This is a genomic window from Streptomyces sp. NPDC040610 (genome assembly GCF_055594065.1).
The window spans coordinates 887,275-902,641 of the sequence record NZ_JBVIXA010000002.1; the positions used below are offsets into that span (position 1 = coordinate 887,275).

Annotated in this window: 14 protein-coding genes; 8 read left to right on the forward strand and 6 right to left on the reverse strand. The window is 74.2% G+C overall.

Annotated elements, in window-relative coordinates:
• Positions 1-188: 188 nt before the first annotated feature.
• Both ACZ6AA_RS10175 and ACZ6AA_RS10180 read left to right on the forward strand, forming a co-directional pair.
• Positions 189-1,454, forward strand: a complete 1,266-nt coding sequence (locus ACZ6AA_RS10175; RefSeq protein ID WP_468458355.1) for an MFS transporter — start codon at positions 189-191, stop codon at positions 1,452-1,454.
• Positions 1,455-1,542: 88 nt separating this feature from the next.
• Positions 1,543-2,271 carry a maleylpyruvate isomerase family mycothiol-dependent enzyme gene (locus ACZ6AA_RS10180; protein ID WP_471457315.1) on the forward strand — a complete coding sequence of 243 codons (729 nt, stop codon included), beginning with the start codon at positions 1,543-1,545 and terminating at the stop codon, positions 2,269-2,271.
• A 43-nt stretch (positions 2,272-2,314) separates the two neighbouring features.
• On the opposite strand, the gene ACZ6AA_RS10185 is transcribed toward ACZ6AA_RS10180, so the two are convergent.
• Entirely contained in the window at positions 2,315-2,737 is a 423-nt protein-coding gene (locus ACZ6AA_RS10185) for a MarR family winged helix-turn-helix transcriptional regulator (protein WP_468458359.1), read from the reverse strand.
• Positions 2,738-2,824: 87 nt separating this feature from the next.
• Between ACZ6AA_RS10185 and ACZ6AA_RS10190 the strand changes: the two genes are divergently transcribed.
• Positions 2,825-4,360, forward strand: a complete 1,536-nt coding sequence (locus ACZ6AA_RS10190; protein ID WP_468458361.1) for an MFS transporter — start codon at positions 2,825-2,827, stop codon at positions 4,358-4,360.
• A gap of 171 nt (positions 4,361-4,531) precedes the next feature.
• Positions 4,532-4,906 (forward strand): DUF6332 family protein, encoded by a 375-nt coding sequence (locus ACZ6AA_RS10195; protein ID WP_471457317.1) that lies wholly within the window; start codon positions 4,532-4,534, stop codon positions 4,904-4,906.
• Here the strand turns inward: ACZ6AA_RS10195 and ACZ6AA_RS10200 are convergent.
• The 3 genes from ACZ6AA_RS10200 to ACZ6AA_RS10210 all read right to left on the reverse strand — a co-directional run bounded on the left by ACZ6AA_RS10200 (position 4,898) and on the right by ACZ6AA_RS10210 (position 8,301).
• Complete coding sequence (locus ACZ6AA_RS10200) at positions 4,898-5,563, reverse strand: response regulator (RefSeq protein WP_468458365.1); 666 nt, start codon at positions 5,561-5,563, stop codon at positions 4,898-4,900. The genes ACZ6AA_RS10195 and ACZ6AA_RS10200 overlap by 9 nt on opposite strands.
• Positions 5,560-6,843: a sensor histidine kinase gene (locus ACZ6AA_RS10205; protein ID WP_471457319.1), complete on the reverse strand. Its 1,284-nt coding sequence runs from the start codon at positions 6,841-6,843 to the stop codon at positions 5,560-5,562. The genes ACZ6AA_RS10200 and ACZ6AA_RS10205 overlap by 4 nt, the downstream gene beginning before the upstream one ends.
• A 255-nt stretch (positions 6,844-7,098) precedes the next feature.
• Positions 7,099-8,301, reverse strand: coding sequence for a geranylgeranyl reductase family protein (locus ACZ6AA_RS10210; protein WP_468458369.1), 1,203 nt, complete (start codon positions 8,299-8,301; stop codon positions 7,099-7,101).
• 133 nt (positions 8,302-8,434) lie between these two features.
• On the opposite strand from ACZ6AA_RS10210, the gene ACZ6AA_RS10215 reads away from it, so the two are divergent.
• Entirely contained in the window at positions 8,435-9,790 is a 1,356-nt protein-coding gene (locus ACZ6AA_RS10215) for a M20/M25/M40 family metallo-hydrolase (RefSeq protein ID WP_468483199.1), read from the forward strand.
• Between the two features lie 130 nt (positions 9,791-9,920).
• Entirely contained in the window at positions 9,921-10,796 is an 876-nt protein-coding gene (locus ACZ6AA_RS10220; protein WP_468458373.1) for an NmrA family NAD(P)-binding protein, read from the forward strand.
• Between the two features lie 49 nt (positions 10,797-10,845).
• Here the strand turns inward: ACZ6AA_RS10220 and ACZ6AA_RS10225 are convergent, their stop codons facing one another.
• Positions 10,846-11,616, reverse strand: a complete 771-nt coding sequence (locus ACZ6AA_RS10225; RefSeq protein ID WP_471457321.1) for a response regulator — start codon at positions 11,614-11,616, stop codon at positions 10,846-10,848.
• A complete protein-coding gene (locus ACZ6AA_RS10230) occupies positions 11,613-12,872 on the reverse strand; it encodes a sensor histidine kinase (RefSeq protein WP_471457323.1) in 1,260 nt (419 codons plus the stop codon). The genes ACZ6AA_RS10225 and ACZ6AA_RS10230 overlap by 4 nt, the downstream gene beginning before the upstream one ends.
• A 272-nt stretch (positions 12,873-13,144) precedes the next feature.
• Between ACZ6AA_RS10230 and ACZ6AA_RS10235 the strand changes: the two genes are divergently transcribed.
• Both ACZ6AA_RS10235 and ACZ6AA_RS10240 read left to right on the forward strand, forming a co-directional pair.
• Positions 13,145-14,518, forward strand: coding sequence for a tannase/feruloyl esterase family alpha/beta hydrolase (locus ACZ6AA_RS10235; RefSeq protein ID WP_471457325.1), 1,374 nt, complete (start codon positions 13,145-13,147; stop codon positions 14,516-14,518).
• A 128-nt stretch (positions 14,519-14,646) separates the two neighbouring features.
• On the forward strand, positions 14,647-15,363 hold the full coding sequence (locus ACZ6AA_RS10240; protein WP_471457857.1) for an MBL fold metallo-hydrolase: 717 nt from the start codon (positions 14,647-14,649) through the stop codon (positions 15,361-15,363).
• Positions 15,364-15,367: the final 4 nt, after the last annotated feature.

Genomic DNA, 15,367 nt, shown 5'->3' on the forward strand with positions numbered 1-15,367 from the left:
CGCCGTTCAGCCGTCATCCCGTCTTCCCCATCCCGTCTCCCGTCACCCTTCCGACCCACGTGCCCCGTGCGCGTCCCGCCGACGGCCCCCGGGGCACTCCCCGTCCGCACACCCGCCGCACCGCACCCCGCGCACACCACGAGACAACCGTCTTGTCCACAGCCGGGTTTCCCCTCTACGCTGACTTTGTGCCGCTACTAAACAAAACCACGTCCGGGGCCTCAGGAGCCACTTCCCCGGGGTTCACCCGGCTCCGTGTCGCCCTCACCGTCTTCTTCGCCCTCGACGGCTTCATCTTCGCCGGATGGGTGGTGCGCATCCCTGCGATCAAGGAGCAGACCGGGGCGTCGGCGAGCGACCTCGGGCTCGCGCTGCTCGGGGTCTCGGCCGGTGCCGTGGTCACGATGACGCTCACCGGGCGCCTCTGCCGACGCTTCGGCAGCCACCCGGTGACCGTGGCCTGCGGCGTCCTGATGCCACTGAGCGTGGCGCTGCCACCGCTCACGCACTCGGCGCCGGCGCTCGGCCTGGTACTGCTGCTCTTCGGGGCCGCGTACGGGGGGATCAATGTGGCGATGAACAGCGCCGCCGTCGACCTGGTGCGCGCGCTCAGGCGCCCGGTGATGCCCAGCTTCCACGCCGCCTTCAGCCTGGGCGGCATGATCGGCGCGGGGCTCGGCGGGCTCGTCGCCGCGCATGTGTCGCCGACGCGGCATCTGCTCGGGCTCACCGTGATCGGCCTGCTCGTCACGGCGGTCACGGCGCCGACCCTGCTGCGGTACGAGGCCCCGGCGGCCCCGGCCCTCGACGACGCGGGGAGCACCGGGTCCCGCCCGGGCGCGGCACGCGGGATCGACCGCCGCACCCGTGGGCTCGTCCTCATTTTCGGGCTCGTCGCGCTGTGCACGGCGTACGGCGAGGGGGCCCTCGCCGACTGGGGCGCGCTGCACCTGGAGCAGGACCTGGACGCCCACCCGGGGATCGCGGCGGCGGGCTACTCCTGCTTCGCGTTCGCCATGACGATCGGGCGCCTCTCCGGTACGGCGCTCCTCGAACGGCTCGGCCGCACGCGCACGGTGGTCGGCGGCGGGCTCCTCGCGACGGCCGGGATGCTCCTGGGCGCCCTCGCCCCTTCGGTCGGCGTCGCGCTCGCCGGTTTCGCCGTCACGGGGCTCGGGCTCGCGAACATCTTCCCCGTGGCGGTCGAGCGCGCCGGTGCCCTCGCCGGGCCCAGCGGGGTGGCCGCCGCCTCCACGCTCGGCTACGGCGGCATGCTGCTCGGGCCGCCCGCGATCGGGTTCATGGCGGACTGGTTCTCGCTGCCGGTGGCGCTGACGAGTGTGGCCGTGCTGGCGGCGGTGGCGTCGGTCATCGGCGCCGCGACGGGACGTACGAAGGTTGCGGAGGAGCAGCCTTCGCAGGAGCGGGCGGCGGTGCCGACGGCGGCTTGCTGATGGCGGCGGATGCTGGACCCCCCGGGGTGCACACCCCGGCGCTGCACCGGGGGGCGCTGGAGTCCGCTCCATCCTGCACAATCCCCGCATGAAGACTGCTGAGTACACCGAAGTCCTGGCCCGCGAGGGCACGTTGCTGGCCGACGCGGCAGCGGACGCGGGCCTCGACGCGCCCGTGCCGACCTGTCCCGACTGGCAGGTGCGCGACCTGCTGCGGCACACCGGCACGGTGCACCGCTGGGCCGGCCGGTTCGTCGCGGAGGAGCTGCCCGCGTTCCGGCCCTGGCAGGAGCGGCACGACCTGGACGGCACCGCCCTGCTCGACTGGTTCCGCGAGGGCCACGCCGAGCTCGTCGCCACGATGCGCGACGCGCCCGCCGACGTACAGTGCTGGACCTTCCTGCCCGCGCCGTCGCCGCTCGCTTTCTGGGCGCGGCGGCAGGCCAACGAGACGGCCGTCCACCGGATCGACGCCGAGTCCGCGCGCGGCGGCACGCCGTCGGCGCTGGACCCGCGGTTCGCGGCGGACGGGATCGACGAGTTGCTGCGCGGGTTCCACGCGCGCGAGAAGAGCCAGATGCGGACGGCCGAGCCGCGGGTGCTCCGGGTGCGGGCCACCGACACGGAGGGGACGTGGACGGTACATCTGTCCGCCGACGTCGCCGTCACCGAGCCCGGTGACGCGGGGCCCGCCGACTGCGAGGTGTCGGGCGGGGCCGCGGACCTCTATCTGGCGCTGTGGAACCGGGGGGCGTTCCCGAAGGTTTCGGGGGACGCCGGGCTCGCGGCGCTGTGGAGCGAGAAGTCGGGCGTCTGAGGCTCCGGCCTGGAACCAGGCGCCCGCGCCAGGAAATCTGACGTCAGGCGTCCGTACCCGGAAGCATCCGCGCGAGGACCGCCCGCTGCACCGGCCGCACCTCGGCGTGCACCTTGCGCCCCTTGTCGGTGAGGCAGACCCGGACGCCGCGGCGGTCCTCGTTGCACATGCCGCGCTCCACCAGGCCGTCCTTCTCCAGGCGGCCGATGAGCCGGGACAGGGCGCTCTGGCTGAGGTGCACGTGGCAGGCGATCTCCTGGACGCGGAAGGCGTCGTCGCCGTCCTCCGCGAGGCCCGTGGCGAGCACGTCGAGGACCTCGAAGTCGCTCGCGCCCAGGCCGTACTGATGCAGCTCCCGGTCCAGCTCGCACTGGGTGCTCGCATGCACCGCGAGGATCTCCCGCCACTGCTTCACGAGCCGCTGCTCGGCGTCAGTCGCCGCGGGCCCGGCCTTGGTCGCCGCCATGTACGCACGGTAGCAGCAAGGTGGCCTTTATTGCACATGAATTAAATGCACTTGCATTGAATGCATGTGCATGCGAGTCTCCTCGGCATGACTTCTCCGCTCTCCTCCGGCTCGGCCGCCCCCGCGGGCCCGGCCGGTCCCGCCTCCCCGTCCCAGGAGCGCTGGACCCCGCGCCTGTGGGGCACGCTGCTCGTGCTGTGCGCAGCGATGTTCCTGGACGCGCTCGACGTGTCGATGGTCGGCGTCGCCCTGCCGTCCATCGGCTCCGAACTCGACCTGTCCACCTCGTCCCTGCAGTGGGTGGTCAGCGGCTACATCCTGGGCTACGGCGGTCTGCTGCTGCTCGGCGGCCGGGCGGCGGACCTGCTCGGGCGCCGCGAGGTGTTCCTGATCGCGCTCGGCGTCTTCGCCCTCACCTCGGTGCTCGGCGGACTCGTCGACTCCGGTCCGCTGCTCATCGCGAGCCGCTTCGTGAAGGGCCTGAGCGCCGCGTTCACCGCGCCCGCCGGTCTGTCGATCATCACCACGACCTTCGCCGAGGGCCCGGTCCGCAACCGCGCCCTGTCCATCTACACCACCTGCGCCGCCACCGGCTTCTCCCTCGGCCTCGTCCTGTCCGGCGTGCTCACGGAGGTCAGCTGGCGGCTCACCATGCTGCTGCCCGCGCCCATCGCCGTGATCGCCCTCGTCGCCGGTCTCAAGCTCATCCCGCGATCGGCGCGCGAGGAGAAGCGCGGCGGCTACGACGTGCCGGGCGCCGTCACCGGCACGGCGTCGATGCTGCTGCTCGTCTTCTCCGTCGTGCAGGCCCCCGAGGTCGGCTGGGCCTCCCCGCGCACGCTCCTGTCGTTCCTGGCCGTGGCGGTGCTGCTGGCCGCGTTCGTCGCCATCGAGCTGCGCACCCCCAACCCGCTCATCCGCCTCGGCGTGCTGCGCTCAGGACCGCAGATCCGGGCCCAGCTCGGCGCGGTGACGTTCTTCGGCGGGTACGTGTCGTTCCAGTTCATCGCCACCCAGTACCTCCAGTCGCTGCTCGGCTGGTCGGCCCTGGAGACGGCGCTCGCGTTCCTGCCCGCGGGCGTGATCGTGGCGCTTTCCGCCACGAAGATCGCCGGTGTCATCGACCGGTTCGGCACGACCCGCGTCATCGTGACGGGCTTCGCGCTGCTCGTGGCGTCGTACGGACTGTTCCTGCGGATCGACCTGACGCCCACGTACGTCGCGGTCATCCTGCCGTCGATGGTGCTGCTCGGCATCGCGTGCGCGCTGGTCTTCCCCTCGCTCAACATCCAGGCCACCAACGGCGTCGACGACCACGAGCAGGGCATGGTCTCCGGCCTCCTGAACACCTCGATCCAGGTCGGCGGCGCGGTGATCCTCGCGATCACCACCGCGGTCATCACGGCCGACGGCGGCTCCGCCGAGGGCACCGCCTCGCCGCAGGCCGTCCTCGACAGCTACCGGCCCGGCCTGGTCCTCGTGACGCTGTTCGCCCTCGCGGGCCTGCTCATCAACCTCACCGGGCTGCGGGCACGACGCAAGCAGCAGCAGACCGTCGTCGTCGCCAAGTCGCCTGCCGCGGCCCCGTCCCGGGAGGACGAGCGGGTGGCCGTGGGCGACTGAGCAGCGCGGACCCCGGTCGGCCGGTGCGGCCCCGGGAGTGAAGCGGCCCGGCGTGGATCCCACGCCGGGCCGTTCCGCGTCTCCCCTGGTCGCCCGGCGAATTCCTTGCCTACCGGGCATTCGGCTGTGAGACTCCCTGTACAGGACGATCTGTGGGGGAACGGCGGAATCATGGACGAGGCAGTGGGTCGCGGGCGGCGGAGCCAGGCCGAGCGGGACGCCATCACGGTCGAGATCGGGTACGCGCTCGCGAGCGCGACGGCCGTGGCGCTCGCCATCATCGGCGTGGTGGTGGCCGGTCCCGCCGTCGCGTTCAGCCTGTCGGAGTCCACCGAGCGCGCGCTGCTCGGCGTGGGCGGCTCGCTGGCCGCGACCGCGTTCGTCGCGCGGCTCATCACGGTGCTGTGGCGCTTCACCAACCGCGAGCGGGAGCGGCGGGCGGCCCTCGACGGCGATGCGGGCTTCACCGACGGCGGGGGCGCCGACGGCGGTATCACCGGTGACAGCCGTGACGGGGGCGGGCGGCCCGGTGCCGGGTCAGCCTAGCCAGCCCGGCCGGACGAGGCCCGACTCGTAGGCGAGCACGACCAGTTGGGCCCGGTCGCGAGCGCCCAGTTTCACCATCGTGCGGCTCACATGCGTCTTCGCGGTGAGCGGGCTGACGACGAGACGGCGGGCGATCTCCTCGTTCGACAGGCCGATGCCGACGAGGGCCATCACCTCCCGTTCCCTCTCGGTGAGTTCGCTCAGGGTCTCGGCGGCTGCGGGCTCCTTGGAGCGCGCGGCGAACTCCCCGATGAGACGGCGCGTCACACCGGGTGAGAGCAGCGCGTCCCCGGCGACCACCGCCCGTACCGCACGCAGCAGTTCATCGGGCTCGGTGTCCTTGACCAGGAAGCCCGACGCACCCGAGCGGATCGCCTCGAAGACGTACTCGTCCAGCTCGAACGTGGTCAGCATGACCACCTTCACGCCGTCCAGATCCGCCTCGCGCGTAACCCGACGCGTCGCTTCGAGACCGTCGAGCACCGGCATGCGGATGTCCATCAGGACGACGTCCGGCCGCAGTTGCCGTACCAGCCGCACCGCCTCCTCGCCGTCCGCCGCCTCACCGGCGACCTCGATGTCCGGCTGCGCGTCCAGCAGGGCCTTGAACCCGGCGCGGACCAACGACTGGTCGTCGGCGAGCAGTACGCGGATCACTGGTTCTCCTCGGGTGCGGTGCGGGTGGGCAGGACCGCCGTGACGCGGAAGCCGCCGTCGGGGCGCGGGCCCGCCTCGATCGTGCCACCGAGGGCGGCGGCGCGCTCCCGCATTCCGGCGAGGCCGTTGCCGCTGCCGCCCGCCTCCGCCCCGGTGGCGGGCCCTTCGTCGTCGACGCGCAGGGTCACGGCGTCGGGCGCGCGGTGCACCAGGACGGTCGCGTTCCGGGAGCCCGAGTGCCGTACGACGTTCGTCAGGGCCTCCTGGACGATGCGGAACGCGGCCAGGTCGGCGCCGGGCGGCAGGGCGGCGCGGCGGCCCTCGGTCGTGACGGTGACGGTGAGTCCGGCGCTCCTGGCCTGTTCGACGAGTTCGCCGAGGCGGTCGAGTCCGGGCGCGGGGGCACGGGGGGCGGCGCCGGGGGCGCGGAGGGTGTCGAGGACCTGGCGGACCTCGCCGAGTGCTTCCTTGCTCGCGGCCTTGATGGTGGTCAGGGCCGTGCGGGCCTGCTCGGGGTCGGAGTCGAGCAGGGCGAGGCCGACGCCCGCCTGGACGTTGATGACGGAGATGCTGTGGGCGAGTACGTCGTGCAGTTCCCGCGCCATGCGCAGCCGCTCCTCGTCGGCGCGCCGCCGAGCCGCCAGCTCCCGCTCGGCGCGCTCCTTGGCCCACTGTTCGCGGCGGGTGCGGGCCAGCTCGGAGACGGCCGCGATCGCCACGACCCAGACGGCGATGACGACTTCCCCGCCCCAGGAGTTGGGGCCGTCGCCGTTCGGCGGGAGCCGGCGGTACAGCCAGTGCGCGATCAGCAGATGCCCGGCCCAGAGCATGCCGACGGCGCCCCACGCCGCGTACCGGTGCCCCGCGACGACCGCCGCGAAGCAGCCGACGGCGACGGTGACGAGGACCGGCCCGTACGGGTATCCGGCGCCGAGGTACACCAGCGCCGTCCCGGCGGTGAGGTACGCCACCACGACCGGGTGGCGGTGCCGGAACAGGAGCGACGCCGTGCCCGCGAACAGCAGCGCCCGCGCGAACCCGTCGGGCGACACCCGGTCCTCGGTCTGACCGTGTGCGGCGAAGGTGGTGCCCACCTGCACGAAGACGGTGAGCAGCGCGGTGGTCAGCCAGGGCAGGCGGCGCGTGGCCGCGTCCCCGATCCGCCACCAGGGCGGGCCCTGGTGCCACCACGGCGGCCCCTGCCGCCAGGCCGCCGGTCCCGGGTGTGACGGCGGCGGGCCGCCGCCGTCGCGCTGATGCTGCTGTTCCATGGCAGTCACGCTAGACCGGGGCGTCGGCGGAGGGCGTCCGCCGGGCGTGGCGATCAGGCGTACTCCCGGTGGAGTACGGGAGGGCGTACGAGGTGGGTCCGGGAGGGGCCGGACGGGGCTCCGCCGCCGGGTCGGGCCGCCGGGCGACCGGGTCCGGTCGGGCTGCCGGTCCGGGCGGCCTGCGTGTCCGGGCGGGCGACCGGGTCCGATCCCGGCTACCGGTCCGGTCGGACGCGGCCGCGTCGGACTGTGGGCCCCGTCGGACTACCGGTCCAGTCGGCTCAGCGCCCGCCCCGCCACCGGATGCGTCCGCACCAGCTCGGCCAGGGTCATCGAGCCGCGGGTGATCTTCGCGAACGCGTTCCACGCCGGGCGGAAGCCCGTGATGGCCGTGTGCAGCAGGCCGGGGCGGCGCTCGAAGACCTTGAGCATGCGACGGCCGACGCTCATCTCGACGCCGAGGCCCGCCTTGATCGCGAACGCGTAGTTCAGGGCCTGGCGGCGGGCGTCCACCGCGTCGCCCGCCTCGGCGATGCGCACGGCCCACTCCCCCGCGAGCCGCCCGGAGCGCAGCGCGAAGGAGATGCCCTCGCGGGTCCACGGCTCCAGCAGGCCCGCCGCGTCGCCGCACACCAGGACGCGCCCGCGCGAGAGCGGCGAGTCGTCGCTGCGGCAGCGCGTGAGATGGCCGGAGGACAGGCTCGGCTCGAAGCCCGCGAGGCCGAGGCGGGCGATGAAGTCCTCCAAGTACCGCTTCGTGGCGGCGCCTTCGCCGCGGGCGGAGATCACGCCGACGGTGAGGGTGTCGCCCTTGGGGAACACCCAGCCGTAGCTCCCGGGCATCGGTCCCCAGTCGATGAGGACGCGGCCCGCCCAGTCCTCCGCGACGGTCTCGGGCACCGGGATCTCCGCCTCCAGGCCGAGGTCCACCTGGTCGAGCTTCACGCCGACGTGTGCCCCTATGCGGCTGGCGCTGCCGTCGGCGCCGACGACGGCGCGGGCCAGGACGGTCTCGCCGCCCTGGAGGACGACGGCGACCGTGCGCCGGTCGGGCACGGCGGGGCCGTGCTGCTCGACGCGGCTCACCGTGGCCCCCGTGCGCAGTTCGGCGCCCGCCTTCTGGGCGTGCTCGACCAGCTGCTGGTCGAACTCCGGGCGGTTGATCAGCCCGAACAGCATGTTCCTCGAGCGGCGGGTGCGGGCGAACTTGCCGTCCAGGGAGAATGTCACCGCGTGCACGCGATCCTTGAAGGGCAGCTCGAACCCCGGCGGCAACGCGTCGCGCGAGGGGCCGATGATGCCGCCGCCGCACGTCTTGTACCGCGGCAGTTCGGCCTTCTCGAGGATCAGTACGCTGCGTCCCGCGACCGCTGCCGCGTACGCCGCCGAGGCGCCCGCGGGTCCGGCGCCGACCACGACGACGTCCCAGACCTGCCGCGCGTCGTCCGCTGAGTTCTCGCTGCTCACGTTGGTCTTCCGCTCCCGATCCCGCTCTTGGCCGCGCTCTCTTGAGGCATCCTACGGCGCACACTTCCACGACCCTCCTGTGGGAGGATCACGTACACCCCTGCACAACGTCGCACCCACGAGGAGCGTGCCCATGTCGCCGCATCCGATCGCCGAGACCATCGCCTCTCTCATGCCGAGGGCGAAGGCGGAACTCACCGAACTGGTGGCGTTCAAGTCGGTGGCGGACTTCGAGCAGTACCCGAGGAGCGAGAGCGAGGCCGCCGCGAACTGGGTCGCCGACGCGCTGCGCACCGAGGGCTTCCAGGACGTCGCGCTGCTCGACACCCCCGACGGCACCCAGTCGGTGTACGGCTTCCTGCCTGGCCCCGAGGGCGCCCCGACGGTCCTGCTGTACGCGCACTACGACGTGCAGCCGCCGCTCGACGAGGCCGGGTGGGCCACGCCCCCGTTCGAGCTGACGGAGCGCGACGGCCGCTGGTTCGGCCGCGGCAGCGCCGACTGCAAGGGCGGCATCATCATGCACCTGCTCGCGCTGCGCGCCCTCAAGGCGAACGGCGGCGTCCCGGTGCACGTCAAGGTCATCGCGGAGGGCTCGGAGGAGCAGGGCACGGGTGGCCTCGAGCGGTACGCGGAGGAGCACCCGGAGCTGCTGCGCGCGGACACGATCGTGGTCGGTGACGCGGGCAACTTCCGCGTCGGCCTGCCGACGGTGACCGCGACCCTGCGCGGCATGACGCTGGTCCGCGTCCAGATCGACACTCTGGAGGGCAATCTGCACTCCGGGCAGTTCGGCGGCGCGGCACCGGACGCCCTGGGCGCGCTGGTGCGCGTCCTCGACTCGCTGCGCGCCGAGGACGGCTCGACGACGGTCGACGGCCTGGACGGCGGCGGCGTCTGGGAGGGCCTGCAGTACAGCGAGGCGGACTTCCGCAGGGACGCCAAGGTCCTCGACGGCGTCGGCCTCATCGGCGACGGTTCGGTCGCCGACCGCATCTGGGCCCGCCCTGCCGTCACGGTCCTCGGCATCGACTGCCCGCCGGTGGTCGGCGCGACGCCGTCCGTGCAGGCGTCCGCGCGTGCCCTGATCAGCCTGCGGGTGCCGCCGGGCGTGGACGCCGCCGAGGCGACGAAGCTGCTCCGCGCCCACCTGGAGTCCCGCACGCCGTGGGGCGCCCGGGTGAGCACCGAGCAGATCGGCCAGGGCCAGGCGTTCCGCGCGGACACCACGAGCCCCGCCTACGAGGCGATGTCCGGGGCGCTGAGCGAGGCCTACGACGGCGAGAAGATGCAGGCCGCCGGCATGGGCGGCTCCATCCCGCTGTGCAACACGCTGGCCGCGCTGTACCCGGAGGCGGAGATCCTGCTGATCGGCCTGAACGAGCCCGAGGCGCAGATCCACGCGGTCAACGAGAGCGTGTCCCCGCAGGAGCTGGAGCGGATGTCGGTCGCGGAGGCGCTGTTCCTCCAGCGGTACGCGACGAGCTGACGCGACGGCAGCGGTACGGGGCCGGGGCGACCCGGCCCCTCCCCCGTACCAGGAATTCCCCGGCGCCCAGCGGGCGTTGGCGCGAACACGGTCTTGATCGTGTTCGCGTTCGCGTCTCTGGAGGGGTTCGATGACGGTACTGGTCACCACGCCGAACGGTGCGGTGGGGCGCCATGTGACACAGGCGCTGCGCGATCGCGGTGACGTCCGGTTCTTCGTACGTTCCGAGGCGAGCGCGCGGGCGCTCGGCACGGTGCGCGGTGAGGTCGTACGCGGTGACGCCACCGTCGCGGCGGACGTCCGGCGCGCGGTCGCGGGCGTGGACCGGCTGTATCTGGCGCACCCCTTCGCGGTGGACCAGGTCGCGGCCGAGACCGGGCTCGCGCTCGCGGCGCTCGACGCGGGGGTGCGCCGCGTCGTCAAGCTCGGCGCCCGGCCGTTCGCGGGCGCGGGGATCGTGCCGGACGCCGTCACCGGCGCCCACGACGTGGTCACCGAGCGGCTGCACGCGGCCGGGGTGCCCGAGCTGACGGTCCTGCGGCCCGACCGCTTCCTGCAGAACTTCCTGCCGTCGGCCGACGCGATCGCCCGCGGCACCTTCGCCGATCCGGCCGGGCCCGCCGGAGCCCGCGGTTATGTCGACGTGCGCGACATCGCGGACGTCGCCGTCGCCGAGCTCCTTGCGGAGCGGCCGGTGGGCGGCGACATCGACCTCAGCGGCCCCGAGTCCCTGACCCTGCCGGACCTGGCCGACCGCTTCGGCACGGCGCTCGGCAGGCCCGTCGCGTACGTCGACGTGCCGCTCGACGACGCCTGGCGCACGGGCCTCACCGACGCCGGGGTGCCGCCCGGGGTCGTGGACGGACTGCACGACCTGTACGCGAACTACCGTGCCGAGGGCGTGGCGGGGCTCGGCCACGGCGTGCGGCAGGTGCTCGGCCGCGCGCCGCGCTCGGCGGCGGACTTCGCGGCGGAGGTGCTGGTGCCCGCGGTGTCCGGGGCCTGACTGGAGGGGGCCTGGCCGGGGGGCCTGGCCGGACGGGGCGGGTCCCCGCTCACAGCAGTCCGCGGTCCCGTGCGTACAGCGCCGCCTGGGCGCGTCCGCGCAGGCCGAGGCGGGTGAGGATGCGCGAGATGTGGTTCTTCACGGTGCCCTCGCTGAGGTAGAGGCGGGAGGCGATCTCGCGGTTGGTCGCTCCGGCCGCCACGAGCCGCAGGATCTCCACTTCCCGGGCGGTCGGTTCGGGCTCGCCCCGCACGGGCGGCGGGGGCGCGGTCGAGGCCGGTGGCGGCGGGGGCGCGGCGGCCAGACGTCGGGTGACCGCCGGGTCGAGCTGGGCCACGCCGCGGTGCGCGAGCCGGACGGCGGCGGCCAGTTCGGCCGCGGGCAGGTTCTTCAGGAGGTAACCGACGGCACCGGCGCGCAGTGCCCGTACGACGTACTCCTCGTCGTCGAACGTCGTCAGCATGACCACCTTGCAACCGGGCGCGCGGCTCCCGATGACCGTCACCGCCTCGACGCCGTCCATGCCCGGCATGCGGACGTCCATGAGGACCACCTCGGGCGCCAGGGCGAGCGCCGCGTCGACGGCCTCGGCTCCGTCGGCCGCCGTACCGACGACGCGGATGCCCGGCTGGATGCCGAGCAGGGAGGCGATGCCTTCGCGGACCAGCTCTTGGTCGTCGACCACGAGGACGTGCACGGGGTCGGGGGTGCTGAGGGCGTCGCGGGTGCCGGGGGTGTTGGGGGCGCCGGGAACATCGGGCGTGCCCATGGCGCCGGTGGCGTCAGGGGTGCCGGTGGCGTCCGGGGCCCCTGCGGTCATGGCCCGCCGCCCGGCGTACGCGGCACCGTCGCCGTGAGCGTCGTCCCCGCCCCGGCCCCGCTCTCGATGTGCAGGGCGCCGCCGAGGAGTTGGAGCCGTTCCCGCAGGCCGCGCAGGCCCACTCCCGGCGCCCCGCCCGCTGCTGCCGGGCCGGGCAGGCCGCGCCCGTCGTCGGACACGGTGAGGCGCGCGACGGACGCGCCGTACTCCAGGGACACCGTGACGTGCCGGGCGTCGGCGTGGCGGCGGGCGTTCGTCAGCGCCTCCTGGGCGGCGCGGTACAGCGCGGTCAGCGGGTCCGCGTCGTACCCGGTCTCCGCCCCGGCGATGGTGAGGGTGACGCGCGGCCGGTCGGTGTCGGTGTGGCGTACGAGGTCGGTGAGCGCGCTCGACAGGGAGATCGGGTCGGCCTCGTCGCGCAGGGCGCGGACCGACCGGCGCACCTCGTGGAGTGCGCGCGCCGCCGACCAGCGGGCGTCGGCGACCGCCCGGTCGGCCGCGGCCGCGTCGAGGGCGCGGAAGGCGTCGGCCTTCTCCAACTGCACGGCGATGGCGGTGAGATGGTGGCCGAGGCTGTCGTGGATGTCGCGGGCGAGCCGGTTGCGCTCCTGGGCCGTGGAGAGTTCGGCGACCCGCGCCGCGTACTCCCGCAACTGGCGGTGGGAGTAACGGAGTTCCCGCACGGTCGACTCCAGGGTCCGCCGGGCCTCCTGCTCGCCCGTCGCGACGGCCGCCATCGACACGGCGAGGACCAGGCCGAGCCCGAACATCAGCAGGTCGGAGATCGCCTCGGCGTCCGCGTACCAGCCGTCGACCGCCAGCGCGTACCAGCCGAGCAGCGCGCCCGCGCAGCCCGCGCCGAGTGCGAGGCTCGCGCGCCGCCCGAACGCGAAGTACGCGGTGAACGGCACCAGGACGAACAGCACCCGGGACAGGCCCGCGCCGTCGCAGGCGGCCACGGCGAAGAAGAGCCCGACGCGCAGGACGAGGGCGGCCGCCGCGACGGCAGGGTGCCGCGCGCCCGCCCGGCACCAGTGCGCCTCGGCCGCGTCCAGGGCGAAGAGGGCGGCCACGGCGGTGACGAAACCCGCGGTGCGCGCCGGGTGTTGGGGGTCGTCCCCGACGAAGTCGTAGTACACGCCGGCGAACAGCACGGCGGCGTAGAGCACGAAGGAGACCCAGGGCACGGGGCGCGGCGGCCGGTCCTCCGCCACGTGCGTGCGGGGCGCGCCCGAGGGGTGCGCTGTGACTGTCATCCGTGCCTCCGCCCCGGCATGGCCGTCCGTACCTACCAACCAGCATGACCGTCCGCGCCTACCAACCGGCCTGGCCGTCACGGTACTTGGGACGGCTCGGCGACAACGAGGCTTCGGGGGCGGACCTGCCGACTGTGGCCGTTCGGCATGTGCCGTACGGCCAACCTCCCCTGGGCGCCCGAACCCACGCGTGGCCGCCGCGCTGGCCGGTCGGCACTTATGGCCGTCCCCGACCGCTCCCTACGGTCGGCCTGACCTAAGGAGCCCCACACATGATGTTCCGTCACCTCTCCGCCGTCGCGGCCGCGTTGCTGCTGGCCACGCTCACCCCGACCACCACACTCACACCGACCGCCGCGGCCACCCCCGACGCCACCCCCTGCCCCGCCGACCGGCTCCGCGTCCCCGGCGCCGAGCGCACCGTCGCCGCCTGCCTCCGCGACCTCACCACGGCGGGCACCGTCGCGTCCGGCCACACCGACCCCGCGGACTGGGCGGGCCTGGAGGCCCCGGGCACCCGCAGCCCGAGCGGGGTGCCCGGCGTCCAGCTCGACGGCTACTTCCCCGACTCCTCGACCACGAACAGCACGCACGGCTGGGACCACGACAGCCAGTTCGTGGTCCGGCTGCCGGAGCGCTGGAACGGCGGCCTGGTCGTGGCGGGGCCGCCCGGCGTCCGCGAGCAGTACGCCAACGACCGCACCATCGCCGACCACGTCCTCGCGCGGGGCTACGCGTTCGCGGCGACCGACAAGGGCAACACGGGCCCCACGCTGTTCCGGGACGGCGAACGCCCCGGTGACGCCATCGCCGAATGGCATCGGCGCCTGACCCAGCTCACCGTCGCCGCCCAGCGCGTCGCGGCCCGGCACTACGGCCGCGCACCCCGGCACACGTACGCGGCGGGCATGTCCATGGGCGGCTACCTGGTCCGCTGGCAGCTGGAGAACGTGCCGTGGCTGTACGACGGCGGCCTCGACTGGGAGGGCGTCCTGCTGACCCGCAGGTCACCGAACCTCCTGGCGACGCTGCCGCCCGCGCTGCGCGCCTACCCGCGGCTCCTCGCGGGCCAGCCCGGCGCACGCGAGGCGCTGCGCGCCGCGGGCTATCCGCCGGAGTCCGAGCCGCTGTGGGAGACGCACTACCGCACCCAGTGGGACACCTTCCAGCGCCTCATCCGCGAGGAGGTCGACCCCGGCTACGACGGCGCCACCGAGGCCGGGACGCCGTTCTGCCGCGAGGGCACGGGCAAGGGCTGCGACACCGACTACGACTACGCGGCGCGCCCGCGCGCGGTGCACGACACGGTGGCCCGCCTGTCCCTGACGGGCCGCGTCCAGCGCCCCCTCATCACCCTGCACGGCACGCTCGACACCCTCGTCCCCATCGGCCCCGGCTCCGACCGGTACGCGCGGCTCGTGCGGAAGGCACACCGCGAGGACCGGCACCGCTATTACCGCATCACCGGCGGCAACCACACCGACGGCCTGTACGGCGCACACCCGCGCCTCGTACGCCCCCTGCTCCCCTGCGTACGCGACGCCTTCGACGCGCTGACGGCCTGGGCCGAGGACGGCACGGCCCCGCCGCAAAGCCGCACGGTGCCCCGCCCGGACGCCGACCCGGTGCACTCATGCACCCTCTGACCAGCCGGTCGCCCTGATGCGGCGCACGGCACGCGGCAGTGCTTTGCCCTGAGCAGAACGCGTACGCCCAGGGCCAAGTGATCTCCCGTCAGCGGCGGCCGTCTCCGTACGGTCGCCGCATGAACGCCATCGAGACCATCGAGCTCCAGCCCCGCCTCCACGTCTTCCGCTTCCCGGTCGGCCAGGCCTACCTGTGGCGGGACGACGAGGAGCTGACCCTCGTCGACGCGGGCCCGCCGGGCGGCGGCGCGGCCCTCGCGGACGCGATCACCGGGCTCGGCCTTCGCCCCGGCGACGTGCGCCGCGTCGTGCTCACGCACTTCCACGGCGACCACGCGGGCGGCGCGGGCGAGTTCGCGGAACTCACCGGGGCGACGGTGTACGCGCACCACCTGGACGCGCCGATGGTGCGCGGCGAGGTGCCGGGTCCCGCGCCCGTCCTCGAGGACTGGGAGGTGCCGATCTTCGAGGAGGCGACGAAGCACGTGCCGGGGGCGACCGAGCAGCACGTGTACGCCCCCGAGCTTCAGGAGGTGTCGGACGACGACGTGCTCGACTTCGGCGGGGGCGCGCGCCTGGTGAGCGCGCGCGGGCACACGGCGGGCAGCATCGGCGTGCATCTGCCGCGGCACGGCGTGCTGTTCACGGGTGACGCCATCGCCGCCGCACCCGAGCACGGCGTGCTGCTCGGCGTCGGCAACCAGGACCGGGCGCAGGCCGTCGCGTCCTTCCACCGGCTCGCCGCGCTGGAGGCGGACGTGGCGTGCTTCGGGCACGGCGATCCGGTGGAGCGGGACGCGTCGGCGGTGCTGCGGGCGGCGGCGGAGCGGTACGCGAACTCCTGAGGCC

Coding starts and splice junctions, on each gene's coding strand:
- ACZ6AA_RS10180 (WP_471457315.1), top strand. CDS start 1,543: ATGAAGACTGCTGAGTACACCGAAGTCCTGGCCCGCGAGGGCACGTTG.
- ACZ6AA_RS10185 (WP_468458359.1), bottom strand. CDS start 2,737: ATGGCGGCGACCAAGGCCGGGCCCGCGGCGACTGACGCCGAGCAGCGG.
- ACZ6AA_RS10190 (WP_468458361.1), top strand. CDS start 2,825: ATGACTTCTCCGCTCTCCTCCGGCTCGGCCGCCCCCGCGGGCCCGGCC.
- ACZ6AA_RS10195 (WP_471457317.1), top strand. CDS start 4,532: ATGGACGAGGCAGTGGGTCGCGGGCGGCGGAGCCAGGCCGAGCGGGAC.
- ACZ6AA_RS10215 (WP_468483199.1), top strand. CDS start 8,435: ATGTCGCCGCATCCGATCGCCGAGACCATCGCCTCTCTCATGCCGAGG.
- ACZ6AA_RS10220 (WP_468458373.1), top strand. CDS start 9,921: ATGACGGTACTGGTCACCACGCCGAACGGTGCGGTGGGGCGCCATGTG.
- ACZ6AA_RS10225 (WP_471457321.1), bottom strand. CDS start 11,616: ATGACCGCAGGGGCCCCGGACGCCACCGGCACCCCTGACGCCACCGGC.
- ACZ6AA_RS10230 (WP_471457323.1), bottom strand. CDS start 12,872: ATGACAGTCACAGCGCACCCCTCGGGCGCGCCCCGCACGCACGTGGCG.
- ACZ6AA_RS10235 (WP_471457325.1), top strand. CDS start 13,145: ATGATGTTCCGTCACCTCTCCGCCGTCGCGGCCGCGTTGCTGCTGGCC.